Origin of the sequence: Streptomyces telluris (genome assembly GCF_024519335.1) — a bacterium.
Taxonomy (GTDB): Bacteria; Actinomycetota; Actinomycetes; order Streptomycetales; family Streptomycetaceae; genus Streptomyces; species Streptomyces telluris.
Map to the genome: position 1 here is coordinate 164,083 of NZ_JANIID010000007.1, position 21,942 is coordinate 186,024.

At 73.6% G+C, this 21,942-nt stretch carries 25 protein-coding genes; 15 read left to right on the plus strand and 10 right to left on the minus strand.

What is annotated here, in order from left to right; all coding sequences use genetic code 11:
- Positions 1-606 (plus strand): response regulator transcription factor, encoded by a 606-nt coding sequence (locus tag NQU55_RS10775; RefSeq protein WP_168090756.1) that lies wholly within the window; start codon positions 1-3, stop codon positions 604-606.
- Positions 607-659: 53 nt separating this feature from the next.
- Here NQU55_RS10775 and NQU55_RS10780 read toward each other — a convergent pair whose 3' ends face one another.
- Complete coding sequence (locus NQU55_RS10780; protein WP_168090728.1) at positions 660-1,493, minus strand: transglutaminase-like and tetratricopeptide repeat-containing protein; 834 nt, start codon at positions 1,491-1,493, stop codon at positions 660-662.
- Positions 1,494-1,578: 85 nt separating this feature from the next.
- On the minus strand, positions 1,579-2,595 hold the full coding sequence (locus NQU55_RS10785; RefSeq protein ID WP_168090729.1) for a GNAT family N-acetyltransferase: 1,017 nt from the start codon (positions 2,593-2,595) through the stop codon (positions 1,579-1,581).
- A 114-nt stretch (positions 2,596-2,709) separates the two neighbouring features.
- On the opposite strand from NQU55_RS10785, the gene fdxA reads away from it, so the two are divergent.
- Positions 2,710-3,039 carry a ferredoxin gene (fdxA, locus tag NQU55_RS10790; protein ID WP_030366150.1) on the plus strand — a complete coding sequence of 110 codons (330 nt, stop codon included), beginning with the start codon at positions 2,710-2,712 and terminating at the stop codon, positions 3,037-3,039.
- Between the two features lie 89 nt (positions 3,040-3,128).
- Positions 3,129-4,226, plus strand: a complete 1,098-nt coding sequence (gene dapC, locus NQU55_RS10795) for a succinyldiaminopimelate transaminase (protein ID WP_168090730.1) — start codon at positions 3,129-3,131, stop codon at positions 4,224-4,226.
- Positions 4,227-4,303: 77 nt separating this feature from the next.
- On the opposite strand, the gene NQU55_RS10800 is transcribed toward dapC, so the two are convergent.
- The gene (locus NQU55_RS10800; RefSeq protein WP_168090731.1) at positions 4,304-4,717 is read right to left on the minus strand and encodes an ATP-binding protein; all 414 of its coding nucleotides are present in this window, start codon (positions 4,715-4,717) and stop codon (positions 4,304-4,306) included.
- A 287-nt stretch (positions 4,718-5,004) separates the two neighbouring features.
- Complete coding sequence (locus NQU55_RS10805) at positions 5,005-5,976, minus strand: VldE C-terminal domain-containing protein (protein ID WP_168090732.1); 972 nt, start codon at positions 5,974-5,976, stop codon at positions 5,005-5,007.
- A gap of 90 nt (positions 5,977-6,066) precedes the next feature.
- On the opposite strand from NQU55_RS10805, the gene dapE reads away from it, so the two are divergent.
- Positions 6,067-7,146, plus strand: a complete 1,080-nt coding sequence (gene dapE, locus NQU55_RS10810; RefSeq protein ID WP_168090733.1) for a succinyl-diaminopimelate desuccinylase — start codon at positions 6,067-6,069, stop codon at positions 7,144-7,146.
- Positions 7,147-7,213: 67 nt separating this feature from the next.
- Complete coding sequence (locus NQU55_RS10815; RefSeq protein ID WP_058046096.1) at positions 7,214-7,963, plus strand: LOG family protein; 750 nt, start codon at positions 7,214-7,216, stop codon at positions 7,961-7,963.
- A gap of 289 nt (positions 7,964-8,252) precedes the next feature.
- Here NQU55_RS10815 and folP read toward each other — a convergent pair whose 3' ends face one another.
- The gene (gene folP, locus NQU55_RS10820; RefSeq protein WP_168090734.1) at positions 8,253-9,152 is read right to left on the minus strand and encodes a dihydropteroate synthase; all 900 of its coding nucleotides are present in this window, start codon (positions 9,150-9,152) and stop codon (positions 8,253-8,255) included.
- A gap of 96 nt (positions 9,153-9,248) precedes the next feature.
- Between folP and NQU55_RS10825 the strand changes: the two genes are divergently transcribed.
- Together NQU55_RS10825 and NQU55_RS10830 are read left to right on the plus strand one after the other, a co-directional pair.
- Positions 9,249-9,626: a DivIVA domain-containing protein gene (locus tag NQU55_RS10825; protein ID WP_240976071.1), complete on the plus strand. Its 378-nt coding sequence runs from the start codon at positions 9,249-9,251 to the stop codon at positions 9,624-9,626.
- Positions 9,623-10,219 carry a DNA-3-methyladenine glycosylase I gene (locus tag NQU55_RS10830; protein ID WP_168090735.1) on the plus strand — a complete coding sequence of 199 codons (597 nt, stop codon included), beginning with the start codon at positions 9,623-9,625 and terminating at the stop codon, positions 10,217-10,219. Before NQU55_RS10825 ends, NQU55_RS10830 begins: the two co-directional genes overlap by 4 nt.
- Before the next feature lie 26 nt (positions 10,220-10,245).
- Here the strand turns inward: NQU55_RS10830 and chcB are convergent, their stop codons facing one another.
- Entirely contained in the window at positions 10,246-11,046 is an 801-nt protein-coding gene (gene chcB, locus NQU55_RS10835) for a 2-cyclohexenylcarbonyl CoA isomerase (RefSeq protein ID WP_168090736.1), read from the minus strand.
- Between the two features lie 320 nt (positions 11,047-11,366).
- Between chcB and NQU55_RS10840 the strand changes: the two genes are divergently transcribed.
- Positions 11,367-11,534 carry a DUF3117 domain-containing protein gene (locus NQU55_RS10840; RefSeq protein WP_009997451.1) on the plus strand — a complete coding sequence of 56 codons (168 nt, stop codon included), beginning with the start codon at positions 11,367-11,369 and terminating at the stop codon, positions 11,532-11,534.
- A gap of 108 nt (positions 11,535-11,642) precedes the next feature.
- On the opposite strand, the gene NQU55_RS10845 is transcribed toward NQU55_RS10840, so the two are convergent.
- Positions 11,643-12,308 carry an O-methyltransferase gene (locus tag NQU55_RS10845; protein WP_168090737.1) on the minus strand — a complete coding sequence of 222 codons (666 nt, stop codon included), beginning with the start codon at positions 12,306-12,308 and terminating at the stop codon, positions 11,643-11,645.
- Positions 12,309-12,461: 153 nt separating this feature from the next.
- Here NQU55_RS10845 and sigE point away from each other — a divergent pair, with 153 nt between their 5' ends.
- From sigE to NQU55_RS10875, 6 genes are all read left to right on the plus strand, one after another.
- On the plus strand, positions 12,462-13,238 hold the full coding sequence (sigE, locus tag NQU55_RS10850) for an RNA polymerase sigma factor SigE (protein ID WP_168090757.1): 777 nt from the start codon (positions 12,462-12,464) through the stop codon (positions 13,236-13,238).
- Positions 13,235-14,062: an anti-sigma factor family protein gene (locus tag NQU55_RS10855; RefSeq protein WP_168090738.1), complete on the plus strand. Its 828-nt coding sequence runs from the start codon at positions 13,235-13,237 to the stop codon at positions 14,060-14,062. The genes sigE and NQU55_RS10855 overlap by 4 nt, the downstream gene beginning before the upstream one ends.
- Positions 14,063-14,170: 108 nt before the next feature.
- Positions 14,171-15,919: a S1C family serine protease gene (locus NQU55_RS10860; protein WP_168090739.1), complete on the plus strand. Its 1,749-nt coding sequence runs from the start codon at positions 14,171-14,173 to the stop codon at positions 15,917-15,919.
- Positions 15,920-16,082: 163 nt separating this feature from the next.
- Complete coding sequence (locus NQU55_RS10865) at positions 16,083-16,547, plus strand: sec-independent translocase (protein ID WP_168090740.1); 465 nt, start codon at positions 16,083-16,085, stop codon at positions 16,545-16,547.
- Between the two features lie 118 nt (positions 16,548-16,665).
- A complete protein-coding gene (locus NQU55_RS10870) occupies positions 16,666-17,403 on the plus strand; it encodes a hypothetical protein (RefSeq protein ID WP_168090741.1) in 738 nt (245 codons plus the stop codon).
- Between the two features lie 135 nt (positions 17,404-17,538).
- Positions 17,539-17,727: a YegP family protein gene (locus NQU55_RS10875; RefSeq protein WP_168090742.1), complete on the plus strand. Its 189-nt coding sequence runs from the start codon at positions 17,539-17,541 to the stop codon at positions 17,725-17,727.
- 66 nt (positions 17,728-17,793) lie between these two features.
- On the opposite strand, the gene NQU55_RS10880 is transcribed toward NQU55_RS10875, so the two are convergent.
- The 3 genes from NQU55_RS10880 to NQU55_RS10890 are packed head-to-tail and all read right to left on the minus strand — an operon-like array spanning position 17,794 to position 20,886.
- On the minus strand, positions 17,794-18,951 hold the full coding sequence (locus NQU55_RS10880) for an Mrp/NBP35 family ATP-binding protein (RefSeq protein WP_168090743.1): 1,158 nt from the start codon (positions 18,949-18,951) through the stop codon (positions 17,794-17,796).
- A gap of 44 nt (positions 18,952-18,995) precedes the next feature.
- The gene (locus tag NQU55_RS10885; RefSeq protein ID WP_206328823.1) at positions 18,996-19,601 is read right to left on the minus strand and encodes a DUF1003 domain-containing protein; all 606 of its coding nucleotides are present in this window, start codon (positions 19,599-19,601) and stop codon (positions 18,996-18,998) included.
- Positions 19,588-20,886 carry a magnesium transporter MgtE N-terminal domain-containing protein gene (locus NQU55_RS10890; RefSeq protein WP_168090744.1) on the minus strand — a complete coding sequence of 433 codons (1,299 nt, stop codon included), beginning with the start codon at positions 20,884-20,886 and terminating at the stop codon, positions 19,588-19,590. The genes NQU55_RS10885 and NQU55_RS10890 overlap by 14 nt, the downstream gene beginning before the upstream one ends.
- A gap of 168 nt (positions 20,887-21,054) precedes the next feature.
- Between NQU55_RS10890 and NQU55_RS10895 the strand changes: the two genes are divergently transcribed.
- Positions 21,055-21,855 (plus strand): hypothetical protein, encoded by an 801-nt coding sequence (locus NQU55_RS10895; RefSeq protein ID WP_168090745.1) that lies wholly within the window; start codon positions 21,055-21,057, stop codon positions 21,853-21,855.
- The last annotated feature ends 87 nt before the right edge of the window (positions 21,856-21,942 follow it).

A 21,942-nucleotide genomic window follows, 5' to 3' on the forward strand; every position in this document is an offset into this window, starting at 1 on the left:
ATCATCAAAGTCCTCCTCGCGGAGGACCAGTCCATGGTCAGGGAGGCGCTGGCGGCGCTGCTCGGGCTGGAGGGCGACATCGAAGTCGTCGCCCAGGTCGCCCGGGGCGACGAAGTCCTCGACGCGGCCCGCGCCCATGACCTGGACGTGGTCCTGCTCGACATCGAGATGCCCGGGATGACGGGGCTCGACGCGGCCGCCCTGGTCCGCCGCGAGCTGCCGGCCCTCAAGGTCGTGATCCTCACGACGTTCGGGCGCCCGGGCTACATGCGCCGGGCCATGGAGTCCGGCGCGGAGGCCTTCCTCGTCAAGGACGCTCCGGCGTCCCAGCTCGCGGACGCCCTGCGCAGGGTGCTGCGCGGCGAGCGCGTCATCGACCCCACCCTCGCGGCGGCGGCGCTCGCGGAGGGCGCCAATCCGCTGACCGACCGCGAGCGCGCGGTGCTGCGGGCCTCCGCCGACGGCTCGACCAACGCGGAGCTGGCGAAAGCCCTGCACTTGTCGAACGGGACCGTCCGCAACTACCTGTCGACGGCCATCCAGAAGACGGGCGCGCGCAACCGCGCCGAGGCGGTGCGGATCGCGCGGGACAAGGGCTGGCTGTGACCGCGCTGGACGAGGGCCGGCCGTGACGGCGGCGGGCACCGCCCCGGCGCCCGTCAGTTGAGCATCGCCCGGGCCGCCCGGGCCTGCCGGCGCACCGTCTCCGCGACCGTCGGCTCCAGCGCGTCGATGACCTCCGCGTACTCCTCCATCTCGTGCGCGCCCGCCACGAAGTCGCCGCGCTCCACCAGCAGCTCGGCGCGCTCGTAGCGGAGCCTGGCCGGGTGGCTGGGCAGCAGCAGGGACAGCTCGACGGCCCACAGCTGGACGTCGCTGCGCTCGGGCCGGGCCGCGGCCCAGGCGCGGATGTTGTTCAGCACGCGCAGCACGATCTCCGCCGGCTCCGCGGGGGAGAACATCGAGGGGGCGAGCGGGGTGCCCGTCGCGCCCGCGACCAGCAGGCCCGCCTCCTCCTCGGACAGGATCCGGCCGCCGTCGAAGGGGTCGGCCAGGACGTGCCCGCCGAGGGGGTCGCCGAAGCCGACGACGAAGTGACCCGGCAGCGCCACCCCGTACACCGGCGCCCCGGCCCGCCGCGCGACCTCCATCCACACCACGGACAGCAGGATCGGCAGCCCGCGCCGCCGCCGGAGCACCTCGGTCAGCAGCGAGGACTCCAGGCGCCGGTAGTCGGCCGGGGAGCCGTGGAAGCCGCAGCGCTCGCCCAGGAGCTCCGCGAGCGCCTCCGCCCACCGGCGCGGGGCGGCCTGCCGGCCCAGCGCGGGGAGCAGCCCGGCGAGCCGGTCCAGCTCTATCTGCGCGGCGTCGACCGCCTCCTCGCCCGGCTCCGGGTCGGCCTCGGCGGCGATCAGCAGGCACAGCAGCGCGAGGTCGGGCCGTTCCTCGCGCGCCGCGTCCGCGAACCGCTGCCGTCCGGTGGTGTCGTTCATGGTGCCTCCGCCTCCGCCTTCCATGGTGCGCGCCGGTTGCGCTGACTGTGCGTTCCGCCGGAACGGACGATCACCGTAAGCGGCGCTAAGGGCGCGCCGCGCAGCGGTAGTGGTACGTGTGGTGCGTCGTGAATCCCAGCTCGTCGTAGAGCGACGCCGCGGCGCCGTTGCCCGTCTCCACCTGCAGGTACGCCGCGGAGGCGCCCTCGCTCAGGGCCTGCTCGGCGAGGCGCGCCATGACCTGCGTGGCCAGCCCCCGGCGGCGGTGCTCCGGACTGACGGCCACCGCCGAGAAGCCTGCCCACCGGCCGTCGACCACGCACCGCCCGACGGCCACCGGGCCCTCGCCCGGCGCCCCGGGGACCGCCGCGAACCACACCGAGGGCCCGCCGCCCAGCACGGCGAGGGCGTCCTCGGAGCGGCCGCCCGTGCGCCCGTAGGCGCGCAGCCACGCCTCGTCGGGGGTGCGCGAGAGCCGCACGTGCTCCGTGGCCGCCCCCGTGTCCGCCATCGGAGCCAGCGCCGCCGTCCGCACGAGGGCGTGGCGCTCCTCGGTCCAGCCGCGCCGGGCCAGCTCGGCGTCCAGGAGGGCGTCCTGCTCCGGGTCCCCGGTGGTGATCTGGATCATCGCGGGCAAGGAGCGCTCGGCGTACCAGGCCGACACCCGGTCCACGGCCTCCGGCAGCGGCAGCCCGCAAGGGCCGAGGGGCAGGACCGAGTTGGCACGGGCGGTGAAGCCGCCCGCCGCGCGCAGGGTCCAGGCGCCGAGCCGTGCGGTCTCCCGCGCGGGCCAGCCGCGGGCCGCGATCTCCTGGAGCTCGCGCACGGTCGCCGCGGGGCCGCGACGGCGCGGCGGAGCGCCGGGGACGACCTTGCCGGCCACGAGAGAGGCCTCGTCGAAAGTGACAATCTCTCCGGTCCGCCGTGTGATCCGCAGCACTCCTCCTTCCCAGGAGGTAAGGGTGCCGACGGTGTCCGTGAACCGCTCGGAAGATCCCTCCGAAGCCCCTGTGGAAGGGTTCAGACGGCGTACGGATACCCTTTTTCCCACATCAGCGGTACTGATCCTGATTTCCAGCCGTCCGCCCGTGGTGAATTCCACAGCTCTCCTCGCCCCTCTTGTTCGTCAAGTGCCCGGGAACGGAGATACTAGGTGTGGGCATCGACGACGCCGCGCTCCCGCGCGAGATGAGCCCTACCGAGGAGGAACGACAGCGTGACCTACGTCATCGCGCAGCCTTGTGTCGACGTGAAGGACAAGGCGTGCATCGAGGAGTGCCCCGTCGACTGCATCTACGAGGGTTCCCGGTCCTTGTACATCCACCCGGACGAATGTGTCGACTGTGGTGCCTGCGAGCCGGTCTGCCCCGTCGAGGCGATCTTCTACGAGGATGACACTCCCGAGGAGTGGAAGGACTACTACAAGGCGAACGTCGAGTTCTTCGACGAGCTCGGTTCGCCCGGTGGCGCCTCGAAGCTCGGCCTGATCGAGCGCGACCACCCCTTCATCGCCGCGCTGCCCGCGGACATCAACCCGGAGCACTGACCCGAGCGGCCACCCCGGCCCCGTACGGCCGCCGCCGTGCGGGGCCGCGGCGTATCGCCGGTCACCCCCAGAGCAAGAGAGCGAACACCGTGAGCGCAGTCTCCTCCCGCCTCCCCGTCTTCCCCTGGGACCGGCTCGCCCCGTACAAGGCGAAAGCCTCGGCCCACCCCGGCGGAATAGTGGACCTCTCGGTCGGCACCCCCGTCGACCCGGTGCCCGCCCTGATCCAGCGGGCGCTGACCGACGCCGCCGACAGCCCCGGCTATCCCACGGTGTGGGGCACGCCCGCGCTGCGCGACGCGCTGACCGGCTGGGCGGAGCACCGGCTGGGCGCCCGGGACCTGGCGCACACCAACGTGCTGCCGATCGTCGGCTCCAAGGAGCTGGTGGCCTGGCTGCCGACGCAGCTCGGCCTCGGGGCGGGCGACAAGGTGGCCTACCCGCGCCTGGCCTACCCGACCTACGAGGTCGGCGCGCGCCTCGCGGGCGCCGAGCCCGTCGTCTACGACGACCCGACGGAGCTCGACCCCACGGGCCTGAAGCTGCTCTGGCTCAATTCCCCGTCCAACCCCACCGGCCGCGTCCTGTCGGCCGGTGAGATGCGCCGCACGGTGGCGTGGGCGCGCGAGCACGGGGTGCTGCTCTTCAGCGACGAGTGCTACGTGGAGCTGGGCTGGGAGGCCGACCCGGTCTCCGTCCTGCACCCGGACGTCTGCGGCGGCTCGTACGAGGGCATCGTCGCGGTGCACTCGCTCTCCAAGCGGTCGAACCTGGCGGGCTACCGCGCGGCCTTCCTGGCCGGCGACCCCGCCGTCCTCGGTGAGCTGCTGCAGATCCGCAAGCACGGCGGGATGATGGTCTCGGCCCCGGTCCAGGCCGCCACGGTCGCGGCCCTGGGCGACACGGCGCACGTGAGCGAGCAGCGGGCGCGCTACGCCCGCCGCCGCGACGCCCTGCGGGCCGCCTTCGAGGGCGCGGGCTTCCGCATCGAGCACAGCGAGGCGTCGCTGTACCTGTGGGCCACGCGGGACGAGCCCTGCTGGGACACCGTCGCGGCCATGGCCGAGCTCGGCATCCTGGTGGCGCCCGGCGTCTTCTACGGGGAGGCCGGGGAGCGGTTCGTGCGGATCGCCTTCACCGCGACCGACGAGCGCGTCGAGGCAGCGGTCCGCCGCCTGGCGCCGTAGCCGCCCGCGAGGCAGGACGTGCGGAGGGCCCGGGAGATCTCTCCCGGGCCCTCTCGCGTGCTCGTGCGTGCGCTGGGTCAGCCGCCGATCGGGAGCCCGCCGCCACCGAGGGGCAGGCCCTTGGCGTTGACGCCGTTGGCGGCCTGGGTGGCCTGGCCGGCGAGCCCGGAGGTGGCGCCCGCGGCCTGGCCGGCGACCTTCTGGACGGCGGGGGCGGCGGTCTTGGCGGCCTTGCCGGTGGCGTCGGCGGCGCCGGGCACGGTGGTCTTGATGGCGCTGGTGCCGACGCCCGAAACCGTCTCCCCGGCCTTGTGGGCGGCCGCGTCGACGTTGGTGCCGAGGTTCGCGCCGTCCACCGCGGTCAGGCCGCTCGCCAGGTCGGTGGCCTGCGGGGCGGCGCTCGCCGCTCCGGCCGCGCCGATCACGGGTGCCGCACCGGCGGCTACCAGCAGGGCGGCCCGGGCGATCCGACGCGTCAGGGGGAGGGACATGATGCTCCTTTGGCGGAGTTGAGGACGTTGGCTGTCCGGCGAGCGGACGCAGTGACTACCGCGCGAATCCGTGGAAGGTTGCGGTGCGCCACGGTAAAGAGTTGGTAATGCGTCGCATTATCTGTCCCCCTAAAAGCGGGGCAAAACGGGCGCGCAGTATGCAGGTCGGGAAGGCTGACAAGCCTTTAGTCACAAGGAATTGCCGGGAAATCCGGACGCCTGGGGCGGGCGTTGCCCATTAAGCGCCCGGGGCTGTTGTGCCTACCCCCGGCGGGGGGACGGTCGCACTACTGAGCGGTCGTGATCCGTACCTCTGCGGCCGCGTTCCCGGGGGAATTCCCGGTCTCCGCCGCGGCCTTGCCGTCCTTGCGCCAGCCGTCCCGCGAATCGGCCGCCGTCCACACCCGGCCGCCGAAGGAGACCCGCTCGATCCGCAGTTCGGTCGCGTGGGCCACCGCCCACGAGGCCAGCTGCCAGCCGCGCCGCTCCCGGCCGCTCCCGGCCGGCTCGCCCGGCCCCGTCGCCTTGTCCGGCACGGGCACCGCCAGCGTCCGCGCGGCGCCGCCGCCCACCGCGCCCGCACCGCCGCTCCCCGGGGCCGCCAGGGTCTCCGCCGCCGGCACCGCCGCCGCGCCGAACTCCCGGCGCAGCTTGGCCCGCACCGCGAAGACGTCCCCCTTCCTGCCGTCGCTCGGGCTCGTCGTGCAGCTGAAGGCCGCCACCGCCCGGCCCGTGAGCGCGGACGACAGCAGCGACGCGTCCGGCTCGTGCTTGGCGTACGCCTGCGGGAAGCCGCTGCGCTGCACCTTCTGCGCTGCCACCGTCAGCGGCAGCCGCGAGTAGCCCGGCACCTCCACCAGGTGGTCGTAGAACTTCCCCGCCGCGTACACGGGGTCGGTGATCTGCCGCGCGGAGCCCCAGCCCTGCGTGGGCCGCTGCTGGAACAGCCCCAGCGAGTCCCGGTCGCCGTGGTGGATGTTGCGCAGCCCCGACTCCTGCATGGCCGTGGCCAGGGCGATCGTCACCGCCCGCTCCGGCAGCCCGCGCTCGGAGCCCACGGCCGAGATCGTCGCCGCGTTCACCGCCTGCTCGGGCGAGAGGGAGTACGAGGCGCCGTCGGCGCGCACCGTGCAGCGCGGCGCTCCCGGGCCGCCCGTCACCAGCTGGGCGATCCCGTAGCCGATCAGCGCCAGCAGCACGGCGCAGGCGGCCACGATGCGCAACACGCGGCCACGTCGGGTGACGAAGATCCGGGACATGCGGCCCACGTTACTGGAGAGGACAGGCGGCGGCCCGGGGCCGCCCTCCGGCCCGGCCGCGCCCGCACCGCCCGGGCTAGAGTCGCACGCATGGATGACGCCGCACTCGACCTGTCCCTCGACGCCGCCGCCCTCACCGCCCAGCTCGTCGACGTCCCGTCCGAGAGCGGGAGCGAGAAGACGCTGGCCGACGCCGTAGAAAACGCCCTGCGCGCCCTGCCGCACCTGACGGTGGACCGGTACGGGAACAACGTCGTGGCCCGCACGAACCTGGGCCGTGCCGAGCGCGTCGTGCTCGCCGGCCACATCGACACCGTCCCGATCGCCGGCAACGTCCCCTCCCGGCTGGACGAGGACGGCTTCCTGTGGGGCTGCGGCACCAGCGACATGAAGTCCGGCGTCGCGGTGCAGCTGCGCATCGCCGCCACCGTGCCCGAGCCCAACCGCGACCTGACCCTCGTCTTCTACGACAACGAGGAGGTCGCCGCCCACCTCAACGGCCTCGGCCGCATCGCGGACGCCCACCCCGACTGGCTCGCCGCCGACTTCGCCGTCCTCCTGGAGCCCTCCGACGCCCAGGTCGAGGGCGGCTGCCAGGGCACCCTGCGGGTCCACCTGCACACCGCGGGAGAGCGCGCCCACTCCGCACGCAGCTGGATGGGCAGCAACGCGATCCACGCGGCCGCGCCGATCCTCGCCCGGCTCGCCGCCTACGAGCCGCGCCGCCCCGTCATCGACGGCCTGGAGTACCACGAGGGCCTCAACGCCGTCCGCATCGAGGGCGGCGTCGCCGGCAACGTCATCCCCGACGCCTGCACCGTCACCGTCAACTACCGCTACGCGCCCGACCGCAGCCCCGCGCAGGCCCTGGAGCACGTCCGCGAGGTCTTCGCGGACTGCGGCGTCGCCGGGCTCGTCGTGGACGACGAGTCGCCCGGCGCGCTGCCCGGGCTGTCCCACCCCGCCGCCGCCGCGTTCATCGAGGCCGTCGGCGGGACGCCCAAGCCCAAGTTCGGCTGGACCGACGTCTCCCGCTTCAGCGCGCTCGGCGTCCCCGCCGTCAACTACGGCCCCGGCGACCCGACGCTCGCGCACAAGCGGGACGAGCGCGTCCGGGCCTCGCTGATCAACGACTGCGAAGAGCGGCTGCGCGCCTGGCTGGTCGGCTGACCTTTCGGTACGCCGTACCCGTGGGCCTACGCTGAACAGCAACGATCTGCAGCGGAGGGAGCACGGCATGGCACATCCCGAAGGGTCGCGCGCGCGGCGGGAGCAGCGCCGGGGGCCGGTGGTACGCCGGTACGGCCAGATGCAGGCGGGCACCACGGACCAGCACCTGCTGGACACGAGAGGGGCCGCGGACTGGGTCCACGAGGACCCCTTCCGGGTGATGCGCATCCAGTCCGAGTTCGTCGAGGGCTTCGGGGCCCTCGCCGAACTGCCACCCGCCATCAGCGTCTTCGGCTCGGCCCGCACGCCCCGGGACTCGCCGGAGTACGAGGCCGGCATCGCCATCGGGCGCGGCCTCGTCGAGTCGGGCTTCGCGGTCATCACGGGCGGCGGGCCCGGCGCGATGGAGGCCGCCAACAAGGGGGCGACGGAGGCGGGCGGCATCTCCGTCGGCCTCGGCATCGAACTGCCCTTCGAGCAGGGGCTCAACCAGTACGTCAACCTCGGCGTCGACTTCCGCTACTTCTTCGTGCGGAAGACGATGTTCGTGAAGTACGCGAGCGGCTTCGTCGTGCTGCCGGGCGGACTCGGCACGCTGGACGAGCTGTTCGAGGCGCTGACCCTCGTCCAGACCAAGAAGGTCACGCGCTTCCCGATCGTCCTGTTCGGCTCCGCCTACTGGGGCGGCCTGGTCGACTGGTTCCGGGACACGCTCATCGCCGGAGGCAAGGCCGGCCCGAACGACCTGCACCTCTTCCACGTCACGGACGACGTGGAGGAGGCGGTGCGGCTGGTCACGAAGGAGGCGGGGGCGTAGCCCACCGCCTCCGGCAGGCCGCGACGAACGCGCGGGTTGCGGCGGGAATCCCTTCCGCCGCAACGGCGCGCAACCACGACGGGGCGGCCCGGCGGTGCCGGTCCTGCCACGACTCAGGCCACCCCGCCGGGCCACCGCAGGTGCCCGGTGGCCGGCGATGGACGCCACCATGTCCAGCACCTGCTTCGGCTGCTCCTCTTGACGCCCCCCTCGCGAGGTTCGGCGCCGGGGCGCCTCACCGGCTTCGGGAGGCTGCGCCGGACTCCGTCCGCCGGGTCGTGGGTGCGGGTCAGGCCAGGCCGCGGCGGGCGACTGCCGGGGGGCGGTGGCCGGCGATGGACGCGACCATGTCCAGCACCTGCTTCGTCTCCGCCACCTCGTGGACGCGGTAGACCTGCGCGCCCAGCCACGCCGAGACGGCCGTCGTCGCGAGCGTGCCCAGGACGCGCTCCTTGACCGGCTTGTCGAGCGTCTCTCCGACGAAGTCCTTGTTCGACAGCGAGACCAGCACCGGCAATGGGGTGTCCCCTGCTAGAGCGAAGCCGAGAGCTTGGGGAACCGTCTCCGCCATCTCGCCGAGCCGCCGGGTCGCCTCCAGCGAGTGCCGGGTGTTCTTCCCGAAGTCGTGCCCCGGGTCGATCATGATGCCGTCGCGCCGGACGCCCAGCGCCACCGCGCGCTCGGCCAGCCCGAGCGTGACCCGCAGGATGTCCGCCATCACGTCCTCGTACTCCACCCGGTGCGGGCGCGTGCGCGGCTCCACGCCGCCCGCGTGCGTGCACACCAGGCCCACGTCGTAACGGGCCGCGACCTCGGCCAGCTTGGGGTCCACGCCGCCCCATGCGTCGTTCAGGAGGTCCGCGCCGGCCTCGCACACGGCCTCGCCCACGTCGTGCCGCCAGGTGTCGACGCTGATCACCACGTCCGGGTGGCGCCTGCGGACCTCGGCCACGAAGCCGACCGTCCGCCGGGCCTCCTCCTCGGCGGTCACCTCCTCGCCGGGGCCGGCCTTCACCCCGCCGATGTCGATGATGGCGGCGCCCTCCGCGACGGCCTGCTCCACCCTGGCCAGGGCGGGCTCGTCGGTGAACGTCGCACCCTGGTCGTAGAAGGAGTCCGGCGTCCGGTTGACGATCGCCATGATCACCGGCTCGTGCGCATCGAACTCGCGTCGTCCCAGCCGCAGCATGTCCCTACTCCCTCTCGGTGGTCCGCAGCGACCTTAACTGTCAGTGCGGCATGGCACGATCGGGGTGGACGGAAACGCAGTCCGTGTTCCTGGGAGATGGTCGTGTTCTGGTTCCTGCTCATCGCGCTGGTCGTGGTGGTCGCCGCGGTCGCGCTCTTCGTCGCCGGCGGCGGAAGCGGCGCGGCGCTGCCCGAGGCCGCGGCCGACCGGACCGTCTGGCCGCTCCCCGCGGACCGCCCCATGGCCCGGGCCGACGTCGAGACGCTGCGCCTGCCCGTGGCCCTGCGGGGCTACCGCATGGCGGAGACGGACGAGGCCCTGGACCGCCTCGGCGCCGAGCTCGCCGAGCGCGACGCCCGCATCTCCGAGCTGGAGGCCGCCCTCGCGGGCGCGCAGGCGGCGGCCATGGCCGGCGGCGCGAAGGCCGGCCATGAGGAGAAGGAGCGGCGCGAGGACGAGGGGGAGAAGGAATGAGCGGCGCACCGGTCATAGGGGCGGACGGGCTGCACCGCTGCCCGTGGGGCCTCGAAGCGGAGACCATGGCGGACTACCGCGTCTACCACGACACCGAATGGGGCCGCCCCGTGCGCGGGGACGACGCCCTCTACGAGCGGATGTGCCTGGAGGCCTTCCAGTCCGGGCTCTCGTGGCTGACGATCCTGCGCCGCCGCGAGGGCTTCCGGGCCGCCTTCGCCGGCTTCTCCATCGCCAAGGTCGCGGCCTTCACCGACGCCGACGCGGAGCGCCTGCTGGCCGACCCCGGCATCATCCGCAACCGCGCCAAGATCACGGCCACGATCGCCAACGCACGGGTCGCGGCGGAGTGGGCGCCCGGCGAGCTGGATGCCCTGATCTGGTCCTACGCCCCGGAGCAGGCCGCCGCGCCGCGCACGGCCGCGGACGTCCCGGCGGTGACGCCGGAGTCGACGGCCCTCGCCAAGGACCTCAAGAAGCGCGGCTTCCGCTTCATCGGGCCGACGACGGCGTACGCCCTGATGCAGGCGTGCGGGCTGGTGAACGACCACCTGGCGGGGTGTCACGCGAGGGAGGGCGCGGGGGCCCGCTGACGCGGGGCCCGCCCGTGCCCGGCCGCTCAGCGGCCGACGAACTTCGGCTTCTCCTTCTTGAGGAAGGCGTCCACGGCAATCGAGTGATCCTCCGACGCCCCCGCACGGGTCTGCAGCTCGTCCTCCTTGGCCAGGGCCTCGGTCAGGGGCCGCCCGGCGCCGTAGGCGAGGCACTCCTTGATCGCGGCGTAGGCGCCGGTGGGGCCCGCGGCGAGGCGGCGGGCGACGGCCTCGGCCTCCGCGGCCAGCTCCTCCGCCGGCACGACCTTGTTGGCGATGCCAAGCTCGTACGCCTCCTGCGCCGGCACGTTGCGCGGGAACAGCAGCAGGTCCGAGGCCCGGCTGTGGCCGACGAGGCGCGGCAGCGTCCAGGAGACCCCCGAGTCGGCGGTCAGGGCGACCCCCGCGAAGGACGTGTTGAACGCGGCGGTGTCCGCCACCACCCGGTAGTCCGCGGCGAAGGCGAACCCCGCCCCGGCGCCGGCGGCGACCCCGTTCACCCCCGCCACGACCGGCTTCGGCATGCCGGCGATGGCCGTGACGATGGGGTTGTAGTGCTCCTTGACCGTCGTCATGGTGCTCCCCGTGCCGCTCGCGCGGTCGGCGGCCAGCGACTCGACGTGCTCCTTCAGGTCCTGCCCGACGCAGAAGGCGCGCCCGGTGCCGGTCAGCAGCACCGCCCGGACGGCCGCGTCGGCCCCGGCCCGCCGCAGGGCGTCGCGCAGGGCGACCTTGGTGTCGGTGTTCAGCGCGTTCATCGCGTCGGGACGGTTCAGCGTGATCGTCGCGAGCCCGTCCGTCACCTCGTACAGCACGGAGTCGGCCATGTGCCGGTCCCTCCCTCGTCGCAAGCCCCGTCAGTGGCGTTCCGGGCCCAGCATGCCGGAGATCACCGGGCACCGATATGTGACCTGCGTCAAAGAATCCGGCCATGGATGCGTGGTCGAAGCGGCGCAGTATCGCAGTCCGATCGCCGAATTGAGTGGTTTTGCGTGATCGCGTTGCCGAAGGGATACGGACCGATGTTGTTCATTGGGTCACGCGATGCGAGATAATGGCCTGGAAGCAATGTGTTCGATGCCGGTGACGCGGGCCTGTCGTGGGGCCGTCGGCTGACGATGAGCTGGTTTCAGGAAGGGGAACGAGCATGGCGGCCATGAAGCCGCGGACGGGCGATGGCCCGCTCGAGGTGACCAAGGAGGGGCGGGGCATCGTCATGCGGGTTCCGCTCGAAGGCGGCGGTCGGCTCGTCGTCGAGCTGACCCCGGATGAGGCCGAGGCCCTCGGAGACGCCCTGAAGAAGGTTGTCGGCTGACGCACGCCGAACCACCGTTCTTACACTGCCCCGGCAGCCGGTCCGCACCGGCTGCCGGGGCAGTGGTGCATCCGGGGTGCGCCCGGCGGGCGGGGCGCCCGCGCGGGGTCAGCCGCGACGGGCCGCGCACAGCAGCCCGTCGCCCACCGGCAGCAGCGACGGCACCAGCACCCGCGACTCGCGCACCGCCCGCAGCAGCTCGCGCAGCCGCTGCACCTCGGCGGGCTGGGCGGCGGAGTCGACCGTGCGGCCGTCGGCGAAGACGCCCTCGAAGCAGACGAGGCCGCCGGGCCGCAGCAGGCGCAACGATTCGGCTAGATAGTCCAGGCACTCCAGCCGGTCGCCGTCGCAGAAGACCAGGTCGTAGCCGCCGTCGGCGAGGCGTGGCAGCACCTCCAGGGCGCGGCCGGGGATGAAGCGCGCGCGGTTGCCCGCGAAGCCCGCCGCGCGGAACGCCTGCCGGGCGAACTGCTGGCACTCGGGGTCGCTGTCCACCGTCGTGAGCACGCCGTCGGGCCGCATGCCGTGCAGGAGGTGGATGCCGGAGACGCCGGTGCCCGTGCCGATCTCGGCCACCGCCTTGGCGTCCACCGCCGCGGCGAGCAGGCGCAGCGCGGCGCCGGTGCCGGACGACACCGAGCGCAGGCCTGCCTCCAGGGCCCGGTCCCGGGCCCAGCGCAGCGCCTCGTCCTCGGCGACGAACGCATCGGCGAACGCCCAGCTCGTCTGCTGGTTGCCGGTAATGGCCCTCTCCTGTCCCCGTAGTCGACGCAACCGTGACTGTATCCGCTGACCACGGGAACCCGCAGATGGGACCGTGCGTTGAAGGGGCGGGACGGCAAATGGAGGGGATGGCCGGGAGGACGGGGGAAGCAAGACCAAATGCAGGTCAAAATTCCTTATCCGGAGCTAACAGGCGGGATGGATATGGTAGGGGCTCTACTGGACACCACCAGAGCCGACAGGGGAGGTGCGGCTGCGGCCGACGACCGTCGGGGAGTGCTCAAGCGCTTTCGCAGGTCCGCCGGCGAGCCGAAATCCGTGACCAAGACCGCTGACCGTTCGCGCACCAACGACTCCGCACAGACCGCGACCTTCGCCACCGATGCGGACTCGCAGGCGTGGACGCCTCCCACCTGGGAGGAGATCGTCAGCACGCACAGCGCCCGCGTCTACCGCCTGGCCTACCGCCTCACCGGCAACCAGCACGACGCCGAGGACCTCACGCAGGAGGTCTTCGTCCGGGTCTTCCGGTCGCTCTCCACCTACACCCCCGGCACGTTCGAGGGGTGGCTGCACCGCATCACCACCAACCTCTTCCTGGACATGGTCCGGCGACGCCAGCGCATCCGCTTCGACGCGCTCGGCGAGGACGCCGCGGAGCGGCTCCCCAGCCGCGAGCCCTCCCCCCAGCAGCACTTCAACGACACGCACTTCGACGCGGACGTCCAGCAGGCGCTGGACACGCTCGCCCCGGAGTTCCGCGCCGCCGTCGTCCTGTGCGACATCGAGGGCCTGTCCTACGAGGAGATCGCCGCGACGCTGGGCGTGAAGCTCGGCACGGTCCGCAGCCGGATCCACCGCGGCCGTTCCCACCTGCGCAAGGCCCTCCAGCACCGCTCGCCCGCCGCCCGGGCCGAGCAGCGTGCCGTGGCGGGCGTGGCCCCCGGCGTTCCTGTCAGTGGGGAGGTAGGGATCGCGTGAGCGGTTCAGGCGGTCAGTCCCCCGCCGAGCACCATCTCGGCGACCGCCTCGCGGCCCTGGTCGACGGGGAGTTGGGACACGATTCTCGGGAGCGGGTGCTCGCCCACCTGGCGACCTGCTGGAAGTGCAAAGCCGAAGCCGACGCGCAGCGCCGGCTCAAAAGCGTGTTCGCGGAAGCGGCGCTCCCGCCGCTCTCCGAGAACTTCCTGGCCCGGCTCCAGGGCCTGGCCGGCGGAGATCCCCGCGCCCCGCTCGGCGCCGATCACGACGGCCGGGCCGGCCACGGCCCGGATGCCCGGGAGGGCCACGAGGGCCCCGGAGGGCCGGGAAAAGCCGTACTCGGCGCCCGGGCTGACTCCCTCGCGCCCCTCGGCCTCATCCCCGGCGGTGCCGCCCGGCCCCGTGAGGGCGGCTTCCGGATCCACGAGATGCCCGAGCCGCCCCGCGGTGGCATACGGGGGCGGCGGATCGCCTTCGCCGCCGCCGGGGCCGTCTCGCTGGCCGCGTTCGCCCTCGGCGGCGCGGCTCCGCTGACCTCGGTCGCCGGCCCCCAGGGCCCGCGCGCCGAGAACCCGCGCACCGCGACCCCGCTGTCGGCTTCGTCGGCCTCCTCCGCTTCGTCGGCCGCCGGGCGCGACCGGCGCCTCGCCCGCTCCGCTTCGCAGGGCGCTGCCGGGGGCTCCGGCGGGTCCGCCCCGTCGGCCGCCGTGCCGGTGCGGGAGGTGTCCCTGCTGCGCCCGTCCGCGGCGCCGCTGCTGCCCCCGCTGATACGGAGGGGGCACCCGGCACCGGGAGCGCCGTCGGACGACACCGCCCGGCGCTGACCCCCGCCCGGGCCCCCTGCGCACATGTGTGCAGACCTGGTTGAATTCCTGTGGGCCGCGCATCCCTCGGGCGATGCCGTGCGCCCTCCGGCGATCGGTGGGGAGAACATGGACGAGGGGAAGGCGCGGACGTCCGCGCCGCAGTGGTGGAGCCGCCCGCGCCCGGACGGCGAGGCGCCGGCCGCCGCCGGACGCACGGGCCGGGACGAGAGCCCGCAGTTCCTGGACGCACCCCCGTCCCCGGCGGACGAGACGCCCTCCTCGGAGGCGGAGACGCGCCTGCTGCCGCCGTACGGCCCGGAGGCGTCCGCGCCCGGCGACTCGCCGACGCGCCCGCTGCCGCCGTACGGCCAGGAAGGGCCTTCCGGCGCCGGCGCCGTTCCCCTGCACGCTCCCGATCCCTACGGCACGCCTCCGTACGGGCGGCCCGGGCCGTGGGCGCCCGCGCCGCCCGTCCAGCGGCCGGTCACGCCGCCGCAGGGCACGCTGCTGCCGCCGGCAGGGCCTGTCGCGCCGCAGGGGGCCGCCTTTCCGCCGTCCGGCGTGACGCCGCCGCAGGGCACTCCGCTGCCGCCCGCAGGGCCCGCCGCGCCCCAGGGCGCCGCTTTCCCTCCGCCCGGCGTCACGCCGCCGCACGGCACCCCCGTGCCTCCCGTGGGGATGACGCCCGCCCACGGCACCCCGGCGCCGTGGCAGTACGACCCCTGGGCCGTGTCCGCGGCCCGTCCCCCGGAGCCCGTCGCGGCCAAGCGCGGCCGCGGGCGGCTCCTCGCCGGGGCGCTGCTCGTGGCGCTGGTCGCCGGCGGCATCGGCGGCGGCGTCGGGGCGTACCTGGAGCGGGACGGCGCCATGGGCCGGCACGTCAGCCTGCCCCAGGCCACCGCGGACCGCTCGGGGCGCGCCCCGGGCAGCATCGCGGGCATCGCCGCCCGCGCCCTGCCGGGCGTGGTGACGATCCACGTCCGCGGCGGCAGCGACCAGGGCACCGGCACCGGCTTCGTCCTCGACAAGGAGGGCCGCATCCTCACGAACAACCACGTCGTGGAGCCCGCGGGAGCCGCCGGTGACATATCGGTGACGTTCAACAGCGGCCAGACCGCCAAGGCCACCCTCGTCGGCCGGGACAGCAGCTACGACCTCGCCGTGATCAAGGTGTCGGGCGTGTCCGGCCTGACCCCCCTCGCCCTCGGCAACTCCGACTCCGTCCGCGTCGGCGACTCCGTGATCGCCATCGGCGCCCCGTACGACCTCGCGGGCACGGTCACGACGGGGATCATCAGCGCCAAGGAGCGCCCGATCACCGCGGGCGGCCGGAAGGGCGACGGCAGCGACGTCAGCTACGTCGACGCCCTGCAGACCGACGCCCCGATAAACCCGGGCAACTCGGGTGGCCCGCTGGTGGACTCGGAGGCCCGGGTCATCGGCATCAACAGCGCGATCCGCTCCGCGGGCGACAGCGGCGAGCTCGGCGGCGGCCAGGGCGGCAGCATCGGCCTGGGCTTCGCCATACCGATCAACCAGGCCAAGCGGGTGGCCGAGGAGCTCATCAACACCGGCAAGGCCACCCATCCGGTCATCGGCGTGACGCTGGACATGGGGTATTCGGGCGACGGCGCCCGGGTGAACACCAAGAGCGGCGACAGCGCGCCCGTCACCCCCGGCGGCCCGGGCGACAAGGCCGGCCTCCGGCCCGACGACGTGATCAAAAAGGTCGACGGGGTGGCCGTGCGCAGCGGCCAGGAGCTTATCGTCAAGATCCGCAGTCATCGTCCGGGCGACCGGCTCACGCTGACCGTGGAGCGGGACGGCCGGGAGCGGGCGGTCGAGCTGACCCTCGGCTCCGCGGGCGCCCGCTGACGCCCGCGTCCTTCCGGGGCCGGCCCGGAGCGGGCACCGGAACCGTCGCCGCCGTCGGCTTTGGCCTGATCTTGCCCCAGGTGTATCCCTTCGACCCCGCAGGGCCAGGTACCGTGATAGGTGGCCTGGACCGTCGGCCATTGACGCATCAAGGAGCTTCAACGTGCTCGACATAGGACCCCTCGAGCTGGTCGCGCTCGTGGTGCTCGCTGTGCTCATCTTCGGACCGGACAAGCTGCCGAAGATGATCCAGGACGTGTCCCGCACGCTGCGCAAGATCCGGCAGTTCTCCGAGAGCGCCAAGGAGGACATCCGCTCCGAGCTGGGCCCCGAGTTCAAGGACTTCGAGTTCGAGGACCTCAACCCCAAGACGTTCGTCCGCAAGCACGTGCTGGACAAGGACGAGCTGGGCCTGAAGGAGATCCGCAACGGCTTCGACCTCAAGTCGGAGATGACCGAGGTCGCCGACGCCGTCCACGGCCGCGGCGGCGACACGGCGGCGGACCCGGCCTCCGGCGCCGCGCAGGCTCCCTCGAACGGCGGCACTCCCGCCCGCCCGGACCTGCTCAAGAAGCAGGACAAGCCGGCCCCCGGAGAGCGTCCTCCGTTCGACTCCGACGCCACCTGAGTTCCGCGCATCCCGTGCGCCATTGACGGGGGTGGCTATCCTCCCTGTGTTTGGGGTGAAGTCGTCCGAGGGGGGCGGGCTCGCCCAGGACACCGGGCAACAAGGAGGCGCCGCGCAGATGGAGACGACGAGTCGGGTTGGGGCTCAAGGGGCCGGCACGGCCGACGCGTCCGCCGCGGACGCCGCAGCGCAGGACGCACCGGGCGCGCCGGCCGACCGGCGGGCGATCGACGGCTATCTGCAGGCCTCGTTCCCGTGGTACGGCCTGGACGAGGCCTACACCGGGCCGCGCTGGCTGATGCAGGTCGGCACCGCCGCCGACGGGACGGTGGAGCACGGCTCCACGGGCCACGGCGAGGAGCCCACGCTGCGCAGCGAGCGCGCCGATCCCCACGCCGCCAAGCAGCGCTTCGCGGTCGTCGTGACCGTCGCCAGCCGCCCCGGCCGCCGCAGCGCCGACGGCACGGGCGTCCTGGAGGCGACCTCGGTCTCCTCCGCGGCGTGGCTGGCCGGGTCGGGGCTGCTCTCGTGCACCTGGCCCGCGCAGATGGAGCGGGCGCTGCGGCAGGACTGGCTCGACCAGCAGACGGCCCTCGCCTGGGAGCTGGCGGACCACCTGGACGACCCGGCGTGGTCGACGCTGTCGCTCCCGGTGGACGGTGTGCCCACCGACTTCCGCTACCGCGAGTCGGAGTACGGCTGGGTGCTCGCCGGCTCCGCCATGGACGAGCGCGGCGACGGCGGAGGCGGGGCCGGTACCGGCGGAGGGGTGCACATCGGGGCGTACGGCCGGGGCATGAGCGCCTACGGCATGGGCTTCTCGGTGATCAAGGACATCACCGCCTACCGGGGCTGACCGCCGGCCGCCGCCGGGCCGGTTCACGGCGGGGCCGCGCCGGGTCACCCGCCGGGCTCTCCCGGGCTGCGCCTGCCGTTGCGCCGGGCTTGAATTTCCGGCAGGGGGCAGCCGCACTCGGAGAGGTGATGAGCCATGCCAGGCAAGTTCGAGATGTACGAGGACAACTCCGGCAAGTACCGCTACCGGCTGAAGGCGGGCAACGGCGAGATCATCGCCGTCGGCGAGTCGTACAACAGCAGGTCCGCCTGTGAGAGGGGCATCGAGTCCGTGAAGCAGAACGCGGCCTCGGCACCCGTGAAGGACCTGGGGCCCCAGGGCTGACGGAGCTGCGCCGACGCGCGGGCAGGGCTGCGGAGGAGCAGCCTGCCCGCGCGTCGGCGCGTACCGTCAGAACTTGTTGCGCGGTGTGATGCCCAGCGACATGCCGGAGAGGCCGCGCTGCCGGCCGCCGAGCTTGCCGGCGATGGCGCGCAGCGCCGCGCCCGCGGGGGACTCCGGGTCCGTCAGGACCACCGGCTTGCCCTCGTCGCCGCCCTCGCGCAGGCGGACGTCGATGGGGATGGAGCCCAGGACGGGCACGGTGGCGCCCGTGGTGCGGGTCAGGCCGTCGGCGACGACCTGGCCGCCGCCCGTGCCGAAGACGTCGACCATCTCGTCGCAGTGGGGGCACGGCAGCCCGGACATGTTCTCCACGACGCCGACGATCTTCTGGTGCGTCTGCACGGCGATCGAGCCGGCCCGCTCGGCGACCTCGGCGGCCGCCTGCTGAGGCGTCGTCACGACGAGGATCTCGGCGTTCGGCACGAGCTGCGCGACCGAGATCGCGATGTCGCCCGTGCCCGGGGGCAGGTCGAGCAGCAGGACGTCCAGGTCGCCCCAGTAGACGTCGGCGAGGAACTGCTGGAGGGCGCGGTGGAGCATCGGGCCGCGCCACACCACCGGGGCGTTGCCCGGGGTGAACATGCCGATGGAGATGACCTTCACGCCGTTCGCCGACGGCGGCATGATCATGTTCTCGACCTGGGTGGGGCGGCCCTCCGCGCCGAGCATGCGCGGGACGGAGTGGCCGTAGATGTCCGCGTCCACGACGCCGACCTTCAGGCCGTCGGCCGCCATGGCCGCCGCGAGGTTGACCGTGACGGAGGACTTGCCGACGCCGCCCTTGCCGGACGCCACCGCGTAGACCCGGGTGAGCGAGCCGGGCTTGGCGAAGGGCACCTCGCGCTCGGCCGTGCCGCCGCGCAGGGAGGCCGCGAGCTCGCGGCGCTGCTCGTCGCTCATGACGTCGAGCTCGACGGTGACGCCGGTGACGCCGGCGACGCCCGAGACGGCGTCCCGCACCCGGCTGATGATCGTCTCCCGCATGGGGCAGCCGGAGACCGTCAGGTAGACCTCCACCGCGACCGAACCGTCCGCCGCGATCTCCACCGATTTGACCATCCCCAGGTCGGTGATGGGTCGCTGGATCTCGGGGTCGTTCACCGTCGCGAGCGCGGCGCGGACCGCGTCCTCGCTCGGGGACGTTCCGTTCGTGTCGGTAGCCATACGGACGATGGTACGGCGCGTGAGGGGGCCTCCGGAAAGGGCCGTCAGCGGTCGCGTTCCTCACTCTCCGCGGGGAATACGCGGCGCTGTTCCAGATCCTTGACGAGCTCCTGGAACTCGGAGCGGATCCAGTCGCGCGTCGCGACCTCGCCGAGGCCCATCCGCAGCGCGGCGATCTCCCGGGTGAGGTACTCCGTGTCCGCGATCGACCGCTCGTTCTGCTTGCGGTCCTGCTCCAGGTTGACCCGGTCGCGGTCGTCCTGGCGGTTCTGCGCGAGGAGGATCAGCGGCGCCGCGTACGAGGCCTGCAGCGACAGCATCAGGGTCAGGAAGATGAAGGGATAGTTGTCGAACCGCAGGTGCCCGGGGGCGGAGGTGTTCCACACCACCCACAGGATGATGACGACCGTCATCCAGACGATGAACCGCCCCGTCCCCAGGAAGCGCGCGATCCGCTCCGAGGTGCGGCCGAACGCCTCCGGGTCGTACTCCGGCAGCCAGCCGCGCCGCTTGACCCGCGGCAGGTCCAGCCGGACGCGCGGGCGGGGGTGCGGGTGGGGGTGCACGGCCTCCGACTGCGCCCGGACGCGCTCGGCCCGGTCGGGGCGGTGCCCCGGGGTGCCCTCGCGCCCCCGCTCATTGCCCGCCATCGACGGCCTCCGGCAGCTCGGTCATGCCCGGCGCCCCGTGGTGCAGCTCGGTCTCGCGCCAGTCCTCGGGCAGCAGGTGGTCCAGCACGTCGTCGACGGTGACCGCCCCCAGCAGGGAGCCGCTCTCGTCGACGACGGGCGCGGCGACCATGTTGTACGTCGCGAGGTAGCTGGTGACGGCCGGCAGGGGAGTGTCCGGCGGGAGGGGCCGCAGATCGGTGTCCACGAGCGCGCCGACGAGGGTGAAGGGCGGGTCGCGCAGCAGGCGCTGGAAGTGGACCGTGCCCAGGTACTTGCCGGTGGGGGTCTCGTCCGGCGGCCGGCACACGTACACCTGGGCGGCCAGCGCGGGGGAGAGGTCGCGGTTGCGCACGCGCGCGAGGGCGTCGGCGACGGTCGCGTCCGGGCGCAGCACGATCGGCTCGGTCGTCATCAGACCGCCCGCGGTCCGCTCCTCGTACGCCAGGAGGCGGCGCACGTCCGCCGCCTCGTCCGGCTGCATGAGGGTCAGCAGCCGCTCCTTGTCGTCCTCCGGGAGCTCCGAGAGCAGGTCGGCCGCGTCGTCCGGGTCCATGGCCTCCAGGACGTCCGCGGCGCGCTCCTCCTTGAGCTTGCCGAGGATCTCGATCTGGTCGTCCTCCGGGAGCTCCTCCAGGACGTCCGCGAGCCGGTCGTCGTCCAGCGCCGCCGCGACCTCCGAGCGGCGTTTGGGGGAGAGGTGGTGCAGGACGCTGGCGAGGTCGGCCGGGCGCAGCCGCTCGAACGTCGCGAGGAGGCTCGCGGCGCCCTGCCCGTGCTCCTCCAGGGAGAAGCCGGTGACGGCCGACCACTCGACGGTGAGCGTCTCTCCCTTGCGGCGCAGCGCCCCGCCCTTGCCGCGGCGCACGAAGACCTTGTCGATCTCCCAGTCGCGGCGGGCGGGCAGCTGGATGATCGCTACATCGAGGACGGTCACCTCCTCGCCCCCGTCGACCAGACGTACGCGCCGGTCGAGCAGCTCGCCGAGGACCAGGGTCTCGGTGGGGCGCTGTTCGAAGCGCCGCATGTTGATCACGCCGGTGGTGATGACCTGGCCGGACTCCACTCCGGTCACCCGCGTCATGGGCAGGAAGATCCGGCGGCGGCTGACGACCTCCACGACCAGGCCCAGGACGCGGGGCGGCCGGCCGCCGACGCGGAGCATCGCGACGAGGTCCTGGACGCGGCCCACCTGGTCGCCGTTGGGGTCGAAGACCGCCACGCCCGAGAGGTGCGACACGAAGACCCGGTGGGCGCCTGCCGCCATGCCGCGCACCTCCTCCGTGGTCCGGTGTCCGGTTCAGGCTAACGTGACCGGGTTCTCCCCGGCGCGGGGGAGACGCCCGTCCGGACTGCTTGCTTCCGCCTGCGGGCGGCACGGGTACGCTGCCGTACTCCAGCGGCTGAACAGGGCTGAACAGGAGGCAGGAGCGACGTGCGAACCCGGAAGGCGGCTCTCGTGGGAGCGCTGTGCGCCGGCCTGTCCGTGGTGCTCACCGGCTGCGGCGGCGGTGGTGGCACCAAGGACCCCGACGCCGGGACCAACGGCGTCGGCAGGCTCGACCCCGCGAAGATCCAGGACAAGGCGCGGTCGGCGGCTCGGGAGGCCTCCTCCGTCCACCTCTCCGGCAGCGTCGTCAGCCAGGGGCGCACCTACAAGCTCGACATGCGGCTGAAGCGGGACGGCGGGACGGGGCGGGTCGCCTCCGACGCCAGCACCTTCGAGCTGCTGCGGGTCGGCGACGAGCTCTTCCTCAAGGCGCCCGCCGCGTTCTGGTCGCGCGGCGACAAGGACGACAAGGGGGCCAAGGGCGCCACGGGCGCCACGGGGGACGGCGCGGCCGCCGCGGGCAAGCTGGAGAAGAAGTACGTGAAGGTGCCGGCCGGCGACCCCGCGTACCAGCAGTTCAAGGGCTTCACCGACAAGAACGTCCTGCTCGACGGGCTCATCGGCCTGCACGGCAAGCTCGCCCGCGGGGAGCACGGCACGGTGGCCGGCGTCCCGACCATCCGGGTCAACGGCGCCGGCGGCTCGGGCGGCACGCTCGACGTCTCCCTCATGGACACGCCCTACCCCCTGCGCGTCCGGCGCGCGGGCGGGGCGGGCCAGCTGGAACTGTCGGACTGGGGCAAGGACTTCGCCCTGACGCCCCCGCCGAAGCAGGACACGGTCGACTACGGCAAGCGGATCCCCGCCGCGGGCGAGGGCGCGTCCCTGCCGGCCCCGGCGAAGTAGGGCGGCGCGTCCGCGCCGCCTTCCGGCGTACCGGGCCTCCGTACAGGGCCTCTCGGCTCGGCCACGCCATGTGTTTCCGCCGCGATG

What these genes read in the sequence shown, in the direction of transcription:
- NQU55_RS10780 (WP_168090728.1), bottom strand. Translation starts at nt 1,493, where the DNA reads ATGAACGACACCACCGGACGGCAGCGGTTCGCGGACGCGGCGCGCGAG.
- NQU55_RS10800 (WP_168090731.1), bottom strand. Translation starts at nt 4,717, where the DNA reads ATGTCCCTCCCCCTGACGCGTCGGATCGCCCGGGCCGCCCTGCTGGTA.
- NQU55_RS10805 (WP_168090732.1), bottom strand. Translation starts at nt 5,976, where the DNA reads ATGTCCCGGATCTTCGTCACCCGACGTGGCCGCGTGTTGCGCATCGTG.
- dapE (WP_168090733.1), top strand. Translation starts at nt 6,067, where the DNA reads ATGGATGACGCCGCACTCGACCTGTCCCTCGACGCCGCCGCCCTCACC.
- NQU55_RS10815 (WP_058046096.1), top strand. Translation starts at nt 7,214, where the DNA reads ATGGCACATCCCGAAGGGTCGCGCGCGCGGCGGGAGCAGCGCCGGGGG.
- folP (WP_168090734.1), bottom strand. Translation starts at nt 9,152, where the DNA reads ATGCTGCGGCTGGGACGACGCGAGTTCGATGCGCACGAGCCGGTGATC.
- NQU55_RS10825 (WP_240976071.1), top strand. Translation starts at nt 9,249, where the DNA reads ATGGTCGTGTTCTGGTTCCTGCTCATCGCGCTGGTCGTGGTGGTCGCC.
- NQU55_RS10830 (WP_168090735.1), top strand. Translation starts at nt 9,623, where the DNA reads ATGAGCGGCGCACCGGTCATAGGGGCGGACGGGCTGCACCGCTGCCCG.
- chcB (WP_168090736.1), bottom strand. Translation starts at nt 11,046, where the DNA reads ATGGCCGACTCCGTGCTGTACGAGGTGACGGACGGGCTCGCGACGATC.
- NQU55_RS10840 (WP_009997451.1), top strand. Translation starts at nt 11,367, where the DNA reads ATGGCGGCCATGAAGCCGCGGACGGGCGATGGCCCGCTCGAGGTGACC.
- sigE (WP_168090757.1), top strand. Translation starts at nt 12,462, where the DNA reads ATGGTAGGGGCTCTACTGGACACCACCAGAGCCGACAGGGGAGGTGCG.
- NQU55_RS10860 (WP_168090739.1), top strand. Translation starts at nt 14,171, where the DNA reads ATGGACGAGGGGAAGGCGCGGACGTCCGCGCCGCAGTGGTGGAGCCGC.
- NQU55_RS10870 (WP_168090741.1), top strand. Translation starts at nt 16,666, where the DNA reads ATGGAGACGACGAGTCGGGTTGGGGCTCAAGGGGCCGGCACGGCCGAC.
- NQU55_RS10875 (WP_168090742.1), top strand. Translation starts at nt 17,539, where the DNA reads ATGCCAGGCAAGTTCGAGATGTACGAGGACAACTCCGGCAAGTACCGC.
- NQU55_RS10880 (WP_168090743.1), bottom strand. Translation starts at nt 18,951, where the DNA reads ATGGCTACCGACACGAACGGAACGTCCCCGAGCGAGGACGCGGTCCGC.
- NQU55_RS10885 (WP_206328823.1), bottom strand. Translation starts at nt 19,601, where the DNA reads ATGGCGGGCAATGAGCGGGGGCGCGAGGGCACCCCGGGGCACCGCCCC.
- NQU55_RS10890 (WP_168090744.1), bottom strand. Translation starts at nt 20,886, where the DNA reads ATGGCGGCAGGCGCCCACCGGGTCTTCGTGTCGCACCTCTCGGGCGTG.